15 protein-coding genes and 1 pseudogene are annotated in these 17,137 nt (G+C 40.0%); 10 read left to right on the top strand and 6 right to left on the bottom strand.

The features are described from left to right. The first annotated feature begins 90 nt into the window (after window positions 1-90). Entirely contained in the window at window positions 91-1,521 is a 1,431-nt protein-coding gene (locus L6469_RS11435) for an undecaprenyl-phosphate glucose phosphotransferase (protein WP_039869813.1), read from the top strand. A gap of 102 nt (window positions 1,522-1,623) precedes the next feature. Here L6469_RS11435 and L6469_RS11430 read toward each other — a convergent pair whose 3' ends face one another. From L6469_RS11430 to cysK, 6 genes are all read right to left on the bottom strand, one after another. Beyond that, entirely contained in the window at window positions 1,624-2,973 is a 1,350-nt protein-coding gene (locus tag L6469_RS11430; protein WP_039869816.1) for a nitrogenase component 1, read from the bottom strand. A gap of 81 nt (window positions 2,974-3,054) precedes the next feature. Then, complete coding sequence (locus tag L6469_RS11425; RefSeq protein ID WP_006281724.1) at window positions 3,055-4,626, bottom strand: nitrogenase component 1; 1,572 nt, start codon at window positions 4,624-4,626, stop codon at window positions 3,055-3,057. A gap of 105 nt (window positions 4,627-4,731) precedes the next feature. Continuing rightward, window positions 4,732-5,583, bottom strand: a complete 852-nt coding sequence (nifH, locus tag L6469_RS11420; RefSeq protein ID WP_006281725.1) for a nitrogenase iron protein — start codon at window positions 5,581-5,583, stop codon at window positions 4,732-4,734. A 73-nt stretch (window positions 5,584-5,656) separates the two neighbouring features. After that, window positions 5,657-6,025: a NifB/NifX family molybdenum-iron cluster-binding protein gene (locus tag L6469_RS11415; RefSeq protein WP_006281726.1), complete on the bottom strand. Its 369-nt coding sequence runs from the start codon at window positions 6,023-6,025 to the stop codon at window positions 5,657-5,659. Next, a complete protein-coding gene (locus L6469_RS11410; RefSeq protein WP_039869820.1) occupies window positions 6,018-6,890 on the bottom strand; it encodes a radical SAM protein in 873 nt (290 codons plus the stop codon). Before L6469_RS11410 ends, L6469_RS11415 begins: the two co-directional genes overlap by 8 nt. A 110-nt stretch (window positions 6,891-7,000) precedes the next feature. Further along, window positions 7,001-7,939 (bottom strand): cysteine synthase A, encoded by a 939-nt coding sequence (gene cysK, locus L6469_RS11405; RefSeq protein ID WP_006281728.1) that lies wholly within the window; start codon window positions 7,937-7,939, stop codon window positions 7,001-7,003. A gap of 286 nt (window positions 7,940-8,225) precedes the next feature. Between cysK and L6469_RS11400 the strand changes: the two are divergent. The 9 genes and pseudogenes from L6469_RS11400 to galE (L6469_RS11365) form a co-directional block, all read left to right on the top strand. Then, window positions 8,226-8,582: pseudogene (locus tag L6469_RS11400) on the top strand (pyridoxal phosphate-dependent aminotransferase); the annotation flags it as partial. Between the two features lie 99 nt (window positions 8,583-8,681). Then, complete coding sequence (glmS, locus tag L6469_RS11395; RefSeq protein ID WP_006283726.1) at window positions 8,682-10,541, top strand: glutamine--fructose-6-phosphate transaminase (isomerizing); 1,860 nt, start codon at window positions 8,682-8,684, stop codon at window positions 10,539-10,541. A 35-nt stretch (window positions 10,542-10,576) separates the two neighbouring features. Further along, a complete protein-coding gene (gene galE / locus L6469_RS11390) occupies window positions 10,577-11,593 on the top strand; it encodes a UDP-glucose 4-epimerase GalE (protein ID WP_006283727.1) in 1,017 nt (338 codons plus the stop codon). Window positions 11,594-11,971: 378 nt separating this feature from the next. After that, window positions 11,972-12,109 carry a sugar phosphate nucleotidyltransferase gene (locus tag L6469_RS14830; protein ID WP_006283730.1) on the top strand — a complete coding sequence of 46 codons (138 nt, stop codon included), beginning with the start codon at window positions 11,972-11,974 and terminating at the stop codon, window positions 12,107-12,109. Beyond that, window positions 12,085-12,795 carry a hypothetical protein gene (locus L6469_RS11385; protein WP_006283732.1) on the top strand — a complete coding sequence of 237 codons (711 nt, stop codon included), beginning with the start codon at window positions 12,085-12,087 and terminating at the stop codon, window positions 12,793-12,795. Before L6469_RS14830 ends, L6469_RS11385 begins: the two co-directional genes overlap by 25 nt. Before the next feature lie 1,051 nt (window positions 12,796-13,846). Continuing rightward, window positions 13,847-14,554 (top strand): hypothetical protein, encoded by a 708-nt coding sequence (locus L6469_RS11380; protein ID WP_155815439.1) that lies wholly within the window; start codon window positions 13,847-13,849, stop codon window positions 14,552-14,554. After that, window positions 14,551-14,835, top strand: coding sequence for a hypothetical protein (locus L6469_RS11375; protein WP_039871248.1), 285 nt, complete (start codon window positions 14,551-14,553; stop codon window positions 14,833-14,835). The genes L6469_RS11380 and L6469_RS11375 overlap by 4 nt, the downstream gene beginning before the upstream one ends. A 307-nt stretch (window positions 14,836-15,142) precedes the next feature. Next, a complete protein-coding gene (locus L6469_RS11370; protein WP_143067221.1) occupies window positions 15,143-15,646 on the top strand; it encodes a hypothetical protein in 504 nt (167 codons plus the stop codon). A 244-nt stretch (window positions 15,647-15,890) separates the two neighbouring features. Further along, window positions 15,891-16,910, top strand: coding sequence for a UDP-glucose 4-epimerase GalE (gene galE / locus L6469_RS11365; protein WP_006283736.1), 1,020 nt, complete (start codon window positions 15,891-15,893; stop codon window positions 16,908-16,910). Window positions 16,911-17,137: the final 227 nt, after the last annotated feature.

The following is a 17,137-nucleotide window of genomic DNA, read 5'->3' as shown; positions in this document are numbered from 1 at the left end:
ATTCATACTTTTTTCATCAAAAAAGACACTTAAAACTTGCGTTTCCAAATTTTTATAATTAAATTTGCATATGAAAAGAAAGTTAGGACCATGAATCAAATTAAGAAAGAATCCGAGGAAAACGAATATGTAAGATTTTCAGTATTATTAGGTGATTTTTTTATATTAAACGTATTATTCCTTTTTACTGTTATTTTTTGTAACTCCTGGATACCACATTATTTTTTATTTGCTACCAAAATAACATTTATAGTAATGAACTTTTCGATGTTCATTGCTGAGTTTTTCTATAAATCTATTATTCAGCGTCGTCTGATTAAATATTCTGAGGTTTTCCTTAATGTTTCGCGATTAGTAGGTTTACAGATGGTACTTTTCTGTTTCATCATTAAACTGTTGTCATGGGAGGTAGGCTATTTTTCTTTCTACATGTCCTTTACAGTAACACTTTTCACCCTAATTATACTTTCGCGCGCTGCAGAACATAGATTCCTATCCTATCTTCGCTCTATTGGTCGTAATACGCGCTCTGTACTCTTCGTGGGACATGATAAATCACTCCTTAATCTATATAACGATTTCTCATCTACAATATCATCGGGTTACCGCATCAAAGGATACTATGCCGATAAAGAGATGGAGGGAGCACCAGACAAGCTGAAATACCTGGGCAGCATAGATGATCTCAACAAGAAACTTGATAAATGGGACAGTGATCCACTACATGAACTCAATATAGACGAACTCTATTGCAGTATATCACATAACGATTCGGAAGAAATAAACCGCATAGCACATTCGTGTGATAAAAACGTAGTACGCTTCTTCTATGTACCCCATGCTTTCGAAGACTATCAATTAAACCTGAAAGCCTGCATGCTAGGCGATCACTTAGTATATAGAAACCGAATAGAACCTCTGAGACGCCCAATAAACCGTATTATTAAACGTAGCTTTGATATTGCTGTATCTTTGGGTGTGTGCATCTTTTTGGTTCCCCTTACTCTTATTATCGGCCTCATCATCAAGATACAAAGTCCTGGTCCAATCTTCTTCCGTCAGGGCAGAACAGGTATAGATGGTAAAACCTTCTATTGCTATAAGTTCCGCTCTATGCACGTCAATAAAGATGCGGATAAGATACAAGCAACCAAAAACGACCCTCGTAAATTTGCTTTCGGCAACTTTATCCGCAAGACCAACTTGGATGAATTTCCACAATTCATCAATGTTCTCAAGGGTGATATGAGTATAGTCGGCCCTCGCCCACACATGCTTACCCACACAGAGATGTATGGCAAGCTGATTGATAAGTATATGGTCCGCCATTTCTGTAAACCAGGCATTACCGGTTGGGCACAGGTTACCGGTTATCGTGGAGAGACGAAAGAACTCTGGCAGATGGAAGGCCGCATAAAACGGGACATTTGGTATATTGAGAACTGGAGTATATGGCTTGACCTAAAAATAATATGGATGACCGCCAAGAGTATTATCATTCCAGACAAACATGCCTATTAAACAGCATCAAAGGCACAACCAAAAAGACGAAATTTTTATCAAATAAAAGCCCATAGCTATTCCTAACAGGATTATAGCCATGGGCTTTTTTGCGTAATAATATTATCTACCACCTACAGATGCACTGTATATTCTCTCCAGGAATTGCAATGCCCCTCTGTATCCAATATGCGAACGGTTAATAACCAGTGTTTCAGAAGAAGGAGTGGCAACTTCAAAGAACAGAGCCCCCTTCTTATCGGCAAGAGTAAGCTCCCATGAAGAACCGAGGATTAATGGTTTACCAGAGGTAAATTCCACACTTTCTATTTTCTTCTCTACCAAATAGCCGTCTTCCTCAAATTCGACGTCAATGCTTACTCCCTCAGAAATGTTATTCTTGAAATATTCCGTTATCGCTGGTCGATATTTCTCCGGTGTATTATCCGTAATAATCACTTTTTTCGGTATCAAACCGATTTGGTCGGCAAGAAACTTGGAATAAGCCAACGCATAAGCAGCATCTGCCGTTACCACAAACTCGCTCGGCATACCATACCAATACTCTGCAAAAAACTCAGAGAAATGCTCCAAATAATAATAATAAATATCAGCTTCCTGACGGATGAACTGCTCCGATTGCGCCTTGTCAATACCCGCATATTCCACTACTTGACGGATAAACTTCGCTGTAGCTTCTTCACCTACAGGAATTTCAGGAATATGCAAGTATGGCTGATTATATTTCTTCTGCAAATGCTCTGCATTTTTGATACCGACCCATGGAGATACAACAAGATTAAACTGTGCTTGCGGTATTCTCTTCCAAGCCTCAACACCAGGGTTCTCAGCACCAAAGAGAACATTGACTTCAAATCCTGCACCGCGTAATATGCGAGCAAGTTCCTGATAATCACCACGCCAGTTATGGTTATAGTATGGCGTTTCAAACCAAAGGTTGATAAGTCCCTTTTTCTTTTCCCCCTGGTAGTCGCCCACAAACTGGTCGATGATCGCATCTACCACCACTTCATGTCCATACAGATTGTTACCCTTAAAGCCAGCAGTGTTAGCATATACGATAGGATAACCTGCTCGTTGATAATTACTTACAAGATCGGGCACATTATCACCGATAAGCTCACCTACACACCCCGTAAGCACCACAAAGAGATCACCCTCATAGATTTTAAGAGTAGATTTGATGAGTTCATCCAAAGTTTTAATGCCACCAAATACGACATCGTTCTCTGTAGAATTAGCACTGGGCATATTACCACCACCTGCAGCAATACTACCCTGAAACCCATTTTCGAAAGTCAACATAGCCGTTGTCTTCAACTGACATCCCGGACTACAATTCGCTATCGGAACAGCCCCTTTAATGGCCACCACGGTATTCGTCGCGCCAACCGCACAAGCATATCTTACATCGGATATTACCGAAGGTTTCTTCTTTTTTATATCGCTCATTACCTGATCATTTTTGATGTATTCGAAAATATAGATATTTTAGCCTGAAATCTTTACTCTTAACAAGATATACATGCCCCTTTAAAACTTAACCTCTTCTAGTTTCTTCTCAATATCCACAAAGACTGATTTGTCTTTCGTGAGAATGAAAGGATCATCCTGATTGAACCACCAATCATTATATGGCAAGCGTACATGACGCTGAAGCGTCTTATTAAACTTAGTACGAGCTAATACACCTTTGAGAATTTCACCCACACGCAAGATGCCATCATACCCAACAGGGATATGCTCATCACCCAAAGCAAAAGTAGGCACACCAAGATGTCCTGCCACAGAAGCCAATCCAGGGTGACGAATAATTAAGAAATCCGTTTTAGCACGCTTCAGCAGTTGCGGCAACTGGAAAGCACGTGTCTTACTGACCGTATAGTGAGGAATATCGCCATACGTTTCTACCAGTTCCTTTAATGTATCCTGATTCTTACCAGCACCATCATAAATCGGGTCATGGTGGAAAACAAGAGCCGCCTCATTTTTGATACCCAGCTCCGCCAAAACACTTATCAAGCCATGAGCATAAGCCGACCCCGTAAGCACCATACCATACTTACCCTTGAAATACTCACGATACGCTTCTAATTGCGGAGCGATACGCTGATGCTCGCTTTCTATAAAAGCCTCAGCCTCTTTCTCCTTACCAACCACTTTGGCAATCGCTCTCAGCCAGGCATCAGTACCCTTGATACCATAAGGTTGCGGAGCATCAATCTGTGGCACACCAAACTGATCTTCAAGCGCCGCACCCATATAGCCACCAAGTGTTTCACAGAACGTTGTGGTAGCAACAGCTTCAGAAGCCTGTCGAATCTCCTCATATGAAGCACAGTCGAGCAGATAATTAACGCGAAGCCCCAAAGGTTTCAATAGATCCGTAAACCAGTCTGTACCCCATAAGGCAACGATATTAATCAAGTCCTTTTGCTTTTTAGTAGGATGTCTCTCCACAATCTGTCTCAGCACACCATGAAAGGCAACATCGAAACCAGTACTCCAATGCTTACTTCGGAAGCCCTCACAATGCAAAGGAATCACAGGCACCCCCACCTCAGGCTCTAACTCCTCAGCCACACTGTCGATATCTTCGCCCGTAATAGCAGTAGCACAAGCCATAGAAATGAAAATGGCCTTAGGATTATAGCGCTCCTTGGCTATACGGATAGCCTGACGGAGTTTGGCACTACCACCAAAAACCATATCCTTCTCCTGAAGATTAGTACTCATATTGAGCGTGTTTTGCTGAGGTTTACCACGACGAGCAAGCCCCACATGCATAGAAAGGTTAAACTTCGCATTCTCACTACTACAGCCAATAGGTGCATGGTCTATCAAGACACAATCCGTAAGATTACCTATCTGGCATTGTACAATAGCATTAGAGCACATCGTCGTCTGATTCAAAGGACTTTGCAATTCACAAAGCCGACACCCCTGTCCTGCCCCAGCACAACCACCATGTTTTTTTACGCTTCGCTCATCGTAAGCCGATTGCTCTATCAACTCTTTCGCAGAGCCGTCCCATCCGATAATCGTACCGAGTCGCAACTCACGATTTTTGACGGTGGTCATATCCAGATTTATTCTATTTGCCATAATTTACTCTTGTTGATACTTAAACTTTAGCTTTCTCCCATCTATCTTATTGTAATATTGCACAATCTATTTTTGTACAGCCACTGCAATCTTGTACCCCATACATTATATACGATAATCGTCATCAGCATTATCCAGCAAGCCATATTCAAGAAGAATCTCCTCGAGACGTTCCTGTGTCATAGGCGTAGGAATAACAAACTTATCATTGTCAATAATCGCCTTAGCCAACTGTCGATATTCATCAGCCTGATCAGAATCCGGCTTATACTCTATCACCGTTTTCTTATTGATTTCAGCTCGTTGGACAATATTATTACGTGGAACGAAATGAATCAACTGAGTACCCAGTTCATGAGCGAAGGCACGAAGCAAATCTAACTCACGATCCACATTTCTTGAGTTACAAATGATACCACCCAAACGAACACCACCAGTACGGGCATAACGCTGGATACCTTTTGCGATATTATTGGCAGCATACAGAGCCATCATCTCACCCGAAGCAACAATATAAATTTCCTTCGCCTTACCCTCACGAATAGGCATTGCAAAACCGCCACAGACCACGTCACCCAAGACATCATAGAAGACATAATCCAAATCATCAGTATAAGCACCTAAGTTTTCCAACATATTAATTGAGGTGATGATACCACGACCAGCACACCCCACTCCAGGCTCAGGACCACCCGACTCCACACAACGTGTACCGCCGAAGCCCGTACGCATAATTCTGTCTAATGAGATGTCCTCACCTTCGTCACGAATGGTATCCAAAACCGTCTTTTGAGCTAAACCGCCCAATAACAAACGGGTAGAATCCGCTTTTGGGTCGCACCCCACAACCATAACTTTTTTACCGTGTTCAACCAATCCTGCTGTAAGATTCTGAGTCGTGGTTGATTTACCGATACCTCCTTTTCCGTAAATTGCAATTTGTCTTAATTCTGCCATTTTAAAGATAATGCTTTTGCAGCCACAAGCGTGGCTATGAAACAACTAAGGTGGTTATCAAAAATTTCCACCCTTAAAATAAATTTTGTATTTCGTTATACGACTGTACTTTTTCTAAAGCCTCAAGAAGATCTCCCGGCAAAGCCATCGCCGTAATGCCCTTTTGCCTCATCAAAGAAATCGCTCCCACACCTATTCGCGAAGCGATAATATACTGGCAATCCTGAAAGAGATTAATTCTCGCCTCCATTTCTGAAGAAGAATGACTTCCACCCAGACATACCGGCTCTACCGAACGCTTTTCCAGGTAATCCCACTCCCCATCAAAAAACTGGTATATATAAAACTCAGTTGCTCTGCCAAAATGAACATCCACGGTATACCCGTAATCCGTCGAAGCAGCAGCAACACGAAATGCGTTATATTGATGCTCGTTATCCATGTGAGAAAGTTTCTGATACAACAAAGTCCTCTGAATAAACCTCCTTGGAGAAATCATTCACCCCCGGAACACCTACCGCATCGGCACGACAGCGATTACAGTGGCGGAACACATCCATGTATTTCTCAGCTTGCTTTCTCGCCTCCTCTATCTGGAAACAGAAAGGAGCCTTCTCATCCTTGAGTTCATACGTCGGTATCAAAGGAATGATATTATAAATCGAAGCACCCAGCGAAGAAACCGTCTTGGCTATCTGTTCGATGTGATGCCCATTGATTTTAGGCACCAATACCGTGTTCACCTTCACAGTGATACCACTCTCCGCCACCTTTCGAATACCATTGAGTTGGTTTTCGATCAAGATCTTAGCCCCCTCCAGCGCATCATACTTTTTGCCATGATACACGACAAACTTATTCAGTTTGGCTTCTATCTCAGGGTCTACAGCATTCACCGTAACCGTCAAAGAGTCTATCTTCGCCTCTATCACTTCGTCAGCCTTCTCAGCAAGCAATAATCCGTTAGTACTCATACATTTAAGCAAATGAGGAAACTCCTTATCAATTAAACGGAATGTCTGCAGAGCCGTATCTGTAGCCAAAGTATCACCCGGTCCAGCGATACCAGCCACCTTGATAGCAGGACATATCTTTAATGCCTTTTTAAGAATAGCGATACTCTCCTCTGGAGTGATAACCTTAGCGGTTACACCAGGTCGCTGCTCCGTATCATTCAAGACACGGCTGCAAAATCGGCAACCGATGTTACAAGCTGGGCTAACCGGCAGATGAATTCTTCCGAGATTACCAGGTTTCTCAGCAAAGCAAGGGTGATTATTTCGTAATTTCTCTTGAATTTCAGTCATAATTCTATTTGGAATTTCACTTATAAATCTTTTTAGATAGACATATATTTATCTTACCGAGAACATTTTTGCTCTCGGTAGACAAGGAAATCGCTCAAAAAAAAATAGGATTAGTTATTAGAGAATAAAGCTGTAGACAAGTATCTGTCACCAGAATCAGGCAGCAACACGACGATGTTCTTACCTTCATTCTCTGGGCGAGCTGCCAGAATCGACGCAGCCTTTAAAGCTGCACCAGAAGAGATTCCAACAAGAATACCCTCGCTAACCGCAAACTTTTTACCTTCAGCAAAAGCATCTTCGTTTTCGATAGCAATCACTTCGTCATAGATTTTTATATTCAGTGTATCAGGAATAAATCCGGCTCCGATACCCTGTATCTTATGAGGTCCAGCAATACCTTTGGTCAATACCGGAGACGTAGCAGGCTCTACAGCAACAATCTTCACGTTAGCGTTCTTCGACTTCAGATATTCGCCGACACCCGAAAGTGTACCACCAGTGCCGACACCTGCAACAAAGATATCAACATTGCCATCCGTCTGATCCCAAATCTCAGGTCCTGTAGTCTTACGATGAATTTCAGGATTAGCAGGATTAACAAACTGTCCGAGAATCACCGACCCCGGAATACTCCTATTGAGTTCATCAGCCTTAGCAATAGCCCCCTTCATACCCTTGGCACCTTCTGTCAAGACAATCTCAGCACCATAAGCCTTTAACAGATTTCTGCGCTCAACGCTCATCGTATCAGGCAGAGTAAGAATAGCCTTATACCCCTTAGCAGAAGCCACAGCGGCTAAACCGATACCCGTATTACCAGAAGTTGGCTCTATGATAGTAGCGCCAGGCTTCAATAGCCCTTTATTCTCAGCATCCTCTATCATAGCAAGAGCAATACGATCCTTAACCGAACCGGCAGGATTGAGATATTCCAATTTAGCCAAGAGTGTTGCCTGATTAACCCCAGCCTTTTTTGAATAATTGTTGAGTTTTAGAAGTGGTGTATTACCAATCAACTCGAGAGAACTTTCAATAATCTTTGCCATAATTATTCCTCCTGTTAGCTATTATATAATTTAATGTTTTTCAATCGAAAGACTACTACTTCAAGTAATCTAATCAAACAATATGTTTTTCTGTGTGCAAAATTAAAGTAAGTCGAGCACATAGGAAATACCATTTATTAGGCATTTTCTATTACTATTGTATGGTATATTGAGTATAAATGTCTGGAAATCAGCAAAATCTTTGCTTTAGTGTAACCATACATAAGTTAACAGGCTATCTTAGGTTTACTGTATATCCCCAACAGTGGAAAAGTTATTATTCACTTATTCTCGAGACGTTTATGAGGAATATCTTGAGAGACGTAAATGTTTGATTGATGGCATTAATCGTATTCCAGGTTGATATACCCCAATTCCAATGGGTGCATTCTATACTGTAGCCAAGTTACCTGTTGAGGATGCTGAAGATTTTTGTAGCTGGTGTCTTTCAGATTTCCGATATAAAAATGAAACTACAGGTCAACAAGAGACAATCATGATGGCACCAGCAGCCGGTTTCTATAGCACACCAGAACTTGGTAAAAATCAAGTACAACTTGCTTATGTGCTTAACAAAGAAGCTCTAAAAAGATCTCTATTCCTATTGGAGAAAGCTTTAGAACAATATATTACACATCAATAGACTAATTGATTTTAAGGTGTACTTAATAATGTACTACCAAAGCTAGTGGCAGATAATAATTAATAGTATCTCAAAAGTGGGATAAGTTAAAATACTTTTATGTGTGGAATTGTAGGATATATAGGCACAAAACAAGCTTACCCTATTCTGATTAAAGGTTTGCATCGTTTGGAATACCGTGGATATGACTCTGCTGGTGTTGCTATGGTGCACCAAGACCAACTTAATGTCTATAAGGCAAAGGGTAAGGTTTCAGAATTGGAGCATGTTGCAGCCGATAAAGATATTAAAGGTACCATTGGTATAGCTCATACTCGTTGGGCTACGCATGGTCAACCGAATGCGACCAATGCTCATCCTCATGTATCCATGAGTGGTGATTTGGCTTTGGTACATAATGGTATCATTGAGAATTATATTGAGCTAAAACAGCAGCTGATAGATAAGGGATATGAGTTTAAGAGCGAGACGGATACAGAAGTTCTTGTTCAGCTCATAGACTATTCTTATCGTCAAACAGAGAATCTCTTAGATGCTGTTTGTGCAGCTTTGAATAAAGTTATTGGTGCTTATGCTATTGCTGTGATAGATAAGAATCATCCTGATACATTGATTGCTGCCCGTAAATCAAGTCCATTGGTTGTTGGTGTTGGCGAAAATAATAGTGAGTTTTTTGTCGGTAGTGATGCTTCTCCTATCGTAGAATATACCGATAAAGTAATCTATTTAGATGATGAGCAGATTGCTTGTATTCATTCAGGAGAAGACATCAAGATAATCGATTTAAACAATCATAGTGTAGACTTTGACATCAAGAAGGTAGATCTCGATATATCTCAATTGACCAAAGGTGGTTTCCCTCATTTTATGCTGAAAGAAATCTATGATCAACCGGAATGTATCAGAAACTGTATTCGTGGACGCTTGTTTGTTGATAAGGATCATCCAGAGAATAACAAGATCAACTTATCAGCACTTACCAACTTCAAATCTCAACTTATCCGTGCTCGTCATGTCATCATTGTCGCCTGTGGTACTTCATGGCATGCTGGCCTTATTGGTAAGCAGTTAATTGAAAAGATGTGTCGTATCCGTGTTGAAGTAGAATATGCCAGTGAGTTCCGCTATCGTGAACCGGTGATTGATAAGGATGATGTCATTATTGCTATCAGTCAAAGTGGTGAAACTGCTGATACTTTAGCTGCTATTCAATTGGCTAAAGAGAACGGAGCTCTTGTATTTGGAATCGTTAATGGTGTTGGTTCATCTATTGCTCGTGAAAGTGATACAGGTATTTATATTCATGTAGGTCCTGAGATTGGTGTTGCATCTACCAAAGCCTTTACAGGTCAGGTTGTGGTGTTGTCAATGCTTTCAATTGCGCTTGGCCATGCACTAGGCACAGTAACGGATAAGGAATATTCAGAGTATATAGCAGAATTGGCTACTATCCCTGAGAAGATACAGAAAGTTTTGGAGCAGAATGATAAGATAGACAAACTTTCAAATCGTTATACCTATGCTAAAAATTTCTTATACTTAGGCCGTGGATTCAATTATCCTGTTGCTCTAGAAGGTGCATTGAAATTGAAGGAAATCTCATATATCCATGCAGAAGGTTACCCAGCAGCAGAAATGAAACATGGACCTATTGCATTGGTAGACGAAGATATGCCTATCGTTTTTATAGCAACTCATCACCAGCTCTATCAGAAGATAATCTCTAATATGAAAGAGGTAAAAGCTCGTAATGGTAGAATCCTCGCTGTGGTTACAGAAGGTGATATGGATGTAAGGGAGATTGCTGATGAGGTAATAGAGATTCCACAGACAATTGGTCCTTTTGCTCCGTTGCTTAGCGTTATTCCTTTGCAGTTGCTATCTTATCACGTAGCAGTGAAGAAAGGTCTAAACGTGGATATGCCTCGAAACTTGGCAAAGAGTGTGACGGTAGAATAAAAAGATTGACTTCAACTAAATTTAAATCATTGCGTATGAATATTTTGCTAACTGGTGGTGCGGGCTATATTGGTTCACACACGATTATCGAATTGGATAAAGCTGGGCACTCAGTTGTGGTTGTAGATAACTTTGTAAATTCACAGCCAGAGGCATTGCGTCGTGTAGCTAAAATTATTGGTAAGGAAATTCCATTTGTGGAAGCAGACGTTCGGGATCGCGAGGCTATGGATAAAGTGTTCTCTGAAAACAAGATTGATGCCGTTATTAACTTTGCAGGTTTGAAAGCTGTAGGTGAATCTGTAGCAAAGCCTTTGGAGTATTATGAAAATAACATGAATGGCGTATTCGTACTTGTAGATGTAATGCGTAAGCATGGTTGTAAGAATATCATTTTTTCAAGTTCTGCTACTGTTTATGGTGATCCTGCTATCATCCCAATTACCGAGGAATGCCCTAAGGGAGTATGTACTAATCCATACGGTTGGACCAAATCTATGTTGGAACAGGTGCTGATGGATGTTCAGAAAGCAGATCCAGAATGGAATGTTGTTATTCTTCGTTACTTCAACCCTATCGGTGCTCACGAATGTGGAACTATAGGAGAAAATCCTAATGGTATACCAAACAACTTGATGCCATATATTACCCAGACAGCAGTAGGCATGCGTAAGGAATTGGGTATCTTCGGTAATGACTATGATACGCCTGATGGCACTGGTGTTCGTGATTATATTCATGTATGTGACTTGGCCTCTGGTCATGTTGCTGCATTAAAAGCAATTACGGAGAATAAAGGCTTAGCTATTTATAATCTTGGTACAGGTCATGGCTACTCTGTTCTTGATGTGGTTAATGCATTCATGAAAGTAAATGGTGTTAAAGTTCCTTATGTTTTTAAAGAAAGAAGACCTGGTGATATCGCGACCTGCTATTGTAATCCAGCTAAAGCAAAGGCAGAGCTAGGCTGGGAAGCTAAGCATGGTATCGAGGATATGTGCCGTGATAGCTGGAACTGGCAAAAGAAGAATCCTAATGGATATGAAGGATAAAGATTGGCAAGATATGAAATGGGAAAATGGGGTACTAACTATAAAGGGTGAAGGTAATCCTCACGTAGGTAAAGATCCATATATTGTAACTCTTATGTAGAACCACAAACTGTCCCCGTGTCAAGAATGGCTGAGGTGTGCCTAATGACCCAATCCGAGCGCTGGCAGATGCAGTACGAGCAGGTAATGGCATTCATTGCAACCAACCACCGACGTCCATCAAAATACTATGCCGAAGGGCGATTGCTGTGGCATTGGCTTCGTAGAAACATCAAACTCATGTCGAAAGGCAATATAATCCTAATTAAAATGTATCTCAGTTGATGTCACTCGCCTGTCCCTGTAGCAGGTATCGACACAAATCATAATATTTAAATAATGAATACCCACATCGTAATCATGGCTGGTGGCGTTGGTAGTCGCTTTTGGCCTTTGAGTACACCAGGGCTGCCCAAACAGTTTATTCGTGATATTGGTCACTATAGATTATTATGCAAAGTGAAAATAAGCAAATAGCTAGGAATTTAATATTTAATATCATATCTTTTGGTGTTAACATTTTTATTTCTCTCTTTTTTACACCATATTTAATTAGAACGCTAGGGAAAGAAGCATATAGTTTTTTCCCCTTGGTAAATAACATTATAAATTTTAATAATATTTTAACGGCCGCTGTTGGTTCTATGGCAGGTCGTTTTATTACAATGAAGTTTTACAAGAATGATATAGAAGGAGCTAATCAATATTTTAATTCAATTTGGGTTGCCAATATTGTACTGTCTATCTTTTTTACTATAGTATCAATTTTTGCTATTGTTTTCATTGCTAATATTCTTACAGTCCCAGATATTCTGTTAACCGATGTTCGGTTGATGTTTGTATTTTCAGCAGCAGCCATGATAATCGGTTTGTTAACTGGTATGTTTGGCTTGGGAACTTTTGTTAAAAATAGAGTAGATCTGCAATCTGGAATTAGTGTCATTACTCATATAGTAAGAGTTATTGCTATCATATTGTTGTTTTATTTCTTGTCACCAACTATAGTATTTATGAGCCTCTCAGGTTTTATAAGTGCCTTGGTGGGAATGTATTTCAATTTATCATTTAAAAAGAGACTATTGCCAGAATTATCTTTCTCACCAGTAAAGTATTTCAATTGGAAAGATTTTGCAGCTAATGTGAACTTCCGCATAACGGCCTGATACACAATATAAAACGAAAACACCGTTTCCTGTTTCATCAGACATTCATCAGACATCCGGGAAATTGAGCCTTTTCCGCTCATTTCTATACAAAAGTACTACTTTTTACCCGAATACGCAAGAGCGTTAAGATTTCTTATCCATTAAGAGTGAAAAAATATTAATTTTTTAGAAGGACGGTTAAGGTGATCAAAGGGGTGTTTGATGGAAAAATGAGAGAAAAACGCGAAAATCAGAAAAATCAGGGTTATGAGGTGTCAAGATAAAATCTGAGAGAAACTGAAAACCTAGCGTTTGACGAGAAAACAAAAATATACAACAATAAACATACTTTAATAAAGATGGTGGCAAAATGACAGGAGTTCGGCTTCTGGCTAATGACTTGAAACAAATATCTGATTGCACAGGTGGTCGCAATAGTGATGCAGTTCGATACTGCCAGTCAGAACAAAGATACATATTGAAATTGTCAATAATCAATATGGAATGAGATAAACGCATTGAGTCTTGCAAGGGTAGGTGGAAGGGTATGGTGTTGTCGATGCGATTCTAGATCACGCGGTCTATGCCGCTAAAAATTAACGAAAAAAGTATTTTATGAAAATGATTACAAAACTTCGTTAGTTCGGGCACAAGGTTGCCCGACTAGCAAACAAAGCGAAAGGGCATTTCTGCCGAGTGGAGAATTTATAGTTATTGTGTAGCATCCTTGATATGCTCGGGATTGCACTAAGAGTTGTCATTGTGGGTGGTTCATTAACTCCGATTGATGTTGTAAACATCGTCATGGACTTAAAAACTATAGGTGATAACATATCGAAGAAAGGCTGATTTAGATTAGGGGTCTGCGTTTGTGCAGACGCAGACTCCATTCCCATTTCAAAAGGAGCCAGATAGTATCAAAGCATATTTCTGATAGCACAGGTGGTCGCAAAGGTGATGCAGTTCGATACTGCCAGTCAGAACAAAAATAGTTTTTTATTCAAAAACATATTATTCAATCTCAAAGATGAATACAAATTATAAATCAATCCTATGGACAATAACGATATTGGTTATAGGAATTATAATAGGCTTTTGGATTCACAAAGCCTTTTTTGCGAGCGAGAATCAAGGAATTCTTCTATGGTCTTACTATTTCTTCCAGATATTGGGAGGAATAGGAACATGTATGGCTGTTGTGGTGGCATTATTCAAAGATTCCATTAAAAAGTTTATATGGCATCCAAAATTTAATTTTGAATTGTTAAGTGACGGGATTATTGAGGTTATAAATCATAATGCAAATAATCCGACTGCTGATATGTACAAAGGAATTCTACGGGTTACTAACGTCGGAAATGACTCTGCAAAGCGTTGTGAGATAGTTATCGAAAAGATAGAATATGCCCAGCGTGGGTCTGAAATTTATGACACTATCCATGATGTTGTAGGAAGGAGAAAACTCGACTGGGGATCAGATAGCGTAATTATACCAAAAGGAAAATATCGTGATATTGATTTGTATAAAATTACAAAGGCTACAGGATTGCCACAGCAAGGCGAGGCAGCTGATCCAGACTCATATCTAATAGAATTGACTGGCCCACAAATAGAAGATAAATATCGCAAGTCAGGAAAGCTACGAATCAATTATTGTATCAGTTATGACGAAGGTAGTTTCCATAACTTTACTCTTTACGTTGACGGTGATGGAGTCTGGAGAGGAAGGAAAGAGGAATTAAGAAGATATATCAATTTTAAACTTGAAGCAGTATGAAAACATTCCTTATAGTATATAGTCCTACAAATAATATAACGGAACTCCAAGCTCGAATTCGAAGTTTAGGTGACTCTTTTTTCTTTATGGATAATCACTGCTTATTGTCAGTTCAAGACGATACTATGACAGCTAAACAAGTATTTGAACGTCTAGAAGGAGAATCTAAACTGAATTCAATTTTTGTGAGTGCTATTAGCACCAATGTCGAAAGAGGATATTGGGGATCAATGTCGCGTGATTTTTGGGATTGGATAAGTGCTCATCAATCGAATATATAAAGTTTCGATGACAAAAAGCTCATAGGGTGAGTATGCTCGACAACTCATGGAAATGAAAAACTTCGTTGATGCTGAAGGCAGGAGGGTTTTTAGTGATATAAAGAATGATGCTTTCAAGCAATCAGTAAAGTTAGTCTCTTACACAAATGATTAATATCAATCCAGGATACGAGGTGATATTTGACCCGGGGTATTGATCAGAACTGCGATAGGATTGCGGGGATGATGGGTGTTGAGAGGGATTTCATCAAGGAAGTATTGGATGCAGGGATGTATAAGTATAACATATCTAATTTCTAAATATAGTATGGCACACGATCCTTTATTTGAGATGTTCAGACAGATAGACGAACAAAATCGGATGGCATATCTTGCAGAAAAGTTTGTGGATATGAGGAATGAGGGTGTTAGGCCTGGTGTTTATATTGCTATTGCAGATAACAATCAGTATAATCAAGGAGAAACATCTGACAGAAAACCTTGCTGTAGTATTGATGCATGGCATAAATATTGGCAGATAGCAGCGATGAAACTTGATAATGAGATGGAATGTTCATGTTGTGGTAAGAAAATATACACATTAATATCTGATCCTCGCTGCATTAAGGAATCACAAGGGTTTGATGAGGAAGGAAAACCAGATCAGCCTGAAAACCATAAGGCTCATGGCGGTCATATCTATGTAAAAGACGTAGCCATCCCTGAAGGTCTTTATATTACTCCTTTGTGTCCGCACTGTAATGGTCAACATAAGCAAAACATCTCTATTCAAGAAGGTGCAATTATTGTAGAGGAAATCTGTAGTAAATAAAACGAAAACGGGTATGAAAATGAAAGGAATGATAATACGGATTTATTGGCAGCCACGTCGTACGGCTGTTTGTGAATAAATATCCGGATTAATAGACGTAACACTATAATCCTCCCCAAGATTATTATACGGCACATTATAATCCCAGACACAATGCATCTACAATTGTGTCATGCGCCTGTCCCTATGGCAGGCTAATAGATATAATCAAGATAAATATTACAAAACAGATACTTAGATAAAAATGAACATACTTTTAACAGGTGGTGCGGGCTATATTGGTAGCCACACCATCATAGAACTTGATAAAGCTGGTCACAGTGTAGTTGTTGTTGATAACCTTGTAAACAGCAATCCAGAATCTTTACGTCGTGTCGCAAAGATTATAGGTAAGGAGATTCCTTTCTATGAGGTTGATGTGCGCGATAAAGATGCTCTATCAAAGATGTTCGATGAAAACAAGTTTGATGCTGTCATCCACTTTGCTGGCCTCAAAGCTGTTGGCGAGTCAGTCGCAAAGCCTTTGGAGTACTATCATAACAATATGACAGGCACTTTCATCCTTTTGGAAGTGATGCGACAGCATAACTGCAAAAACATCATCTTCAGTAGCTCTGCTACAGTCTATGGTGATCCTGCTATTATTCCTATTACCGAGGAATGTCCCAAAGGTCATTGCACTAACCCTTACGGGCAGACCAAAAGTATGCTTGAAGAAGTGTTGATGGATGTGCAGAAAGCAGACCTAGAGTGGAATGTGGTGCTGCTGCGCTATTTTAATCCTATTGGTGCCCATCAGAGCGGTATGATTGGTGAGAATCCAAATGGCATACCTAATAACCTCATGCCCTACATCACCCAGACCGCTGTGGGAATAAGAAAGGAACTAGGCATCTTTGGCAATGACTACGACACCCATGATGGCACTGGAGTACGCGACTATATCCATGTCTGTGACTTGGCTTCAGGCCATGTCGCAGCATTAATTGCCATCAAAAAGAATTGTGGACTTGCCATTTACAATCTTGGTACAGGTCATGGCTATAGTGTTTTGGATGTAGTGAAGGCCTTTGAGAAAGTCAATGGTGTCAAAGTACCATATTCTTTCAAGCCTCGCAGACCAGGTGATATAGCAACCTGCTACTGCAATCCGGCAAAAGCCAAGGTAGAACTTGGCTGGGAAGCACGATATGGCATTGAAGAAATGTGTCGAGATAGTTGGAATTGGCAGAAGATGAACCCTAATGGTTATTCGGAGGATTAAGGTATATCGCTAGGCACATGTAATAATCGTTAAGTATGGGGTAGACTCTCTTCAGTAGTTCTCATAAACAAGGTCCCGCTCGGTGAGGCTATAAGATGCTTGCCGAGCAAGAATAATTCAGGTAATCCTGTTTTAGAATTGTTCAAGTCTGAACGTTAAAATGAAATATTACCCACGTATTGTAGATTGAAGCATACAAAATGTGGTTATGGTTATAAACTCGAAAT

Source organism: Segatella baroniae B14 (genome assembly GCF_022024235.1).
GTDB lineage: Bacteria > Bacteroidota > Bacteroidia > Bacteroidales > Bacteroidaceae > Prevotella > Prevotella bryantii.
The sequence above is the reverse complement of the archived record's forward strand: the minus strand, read 5'-3'. Positions and strand labels throughout refer to the sequence as shown.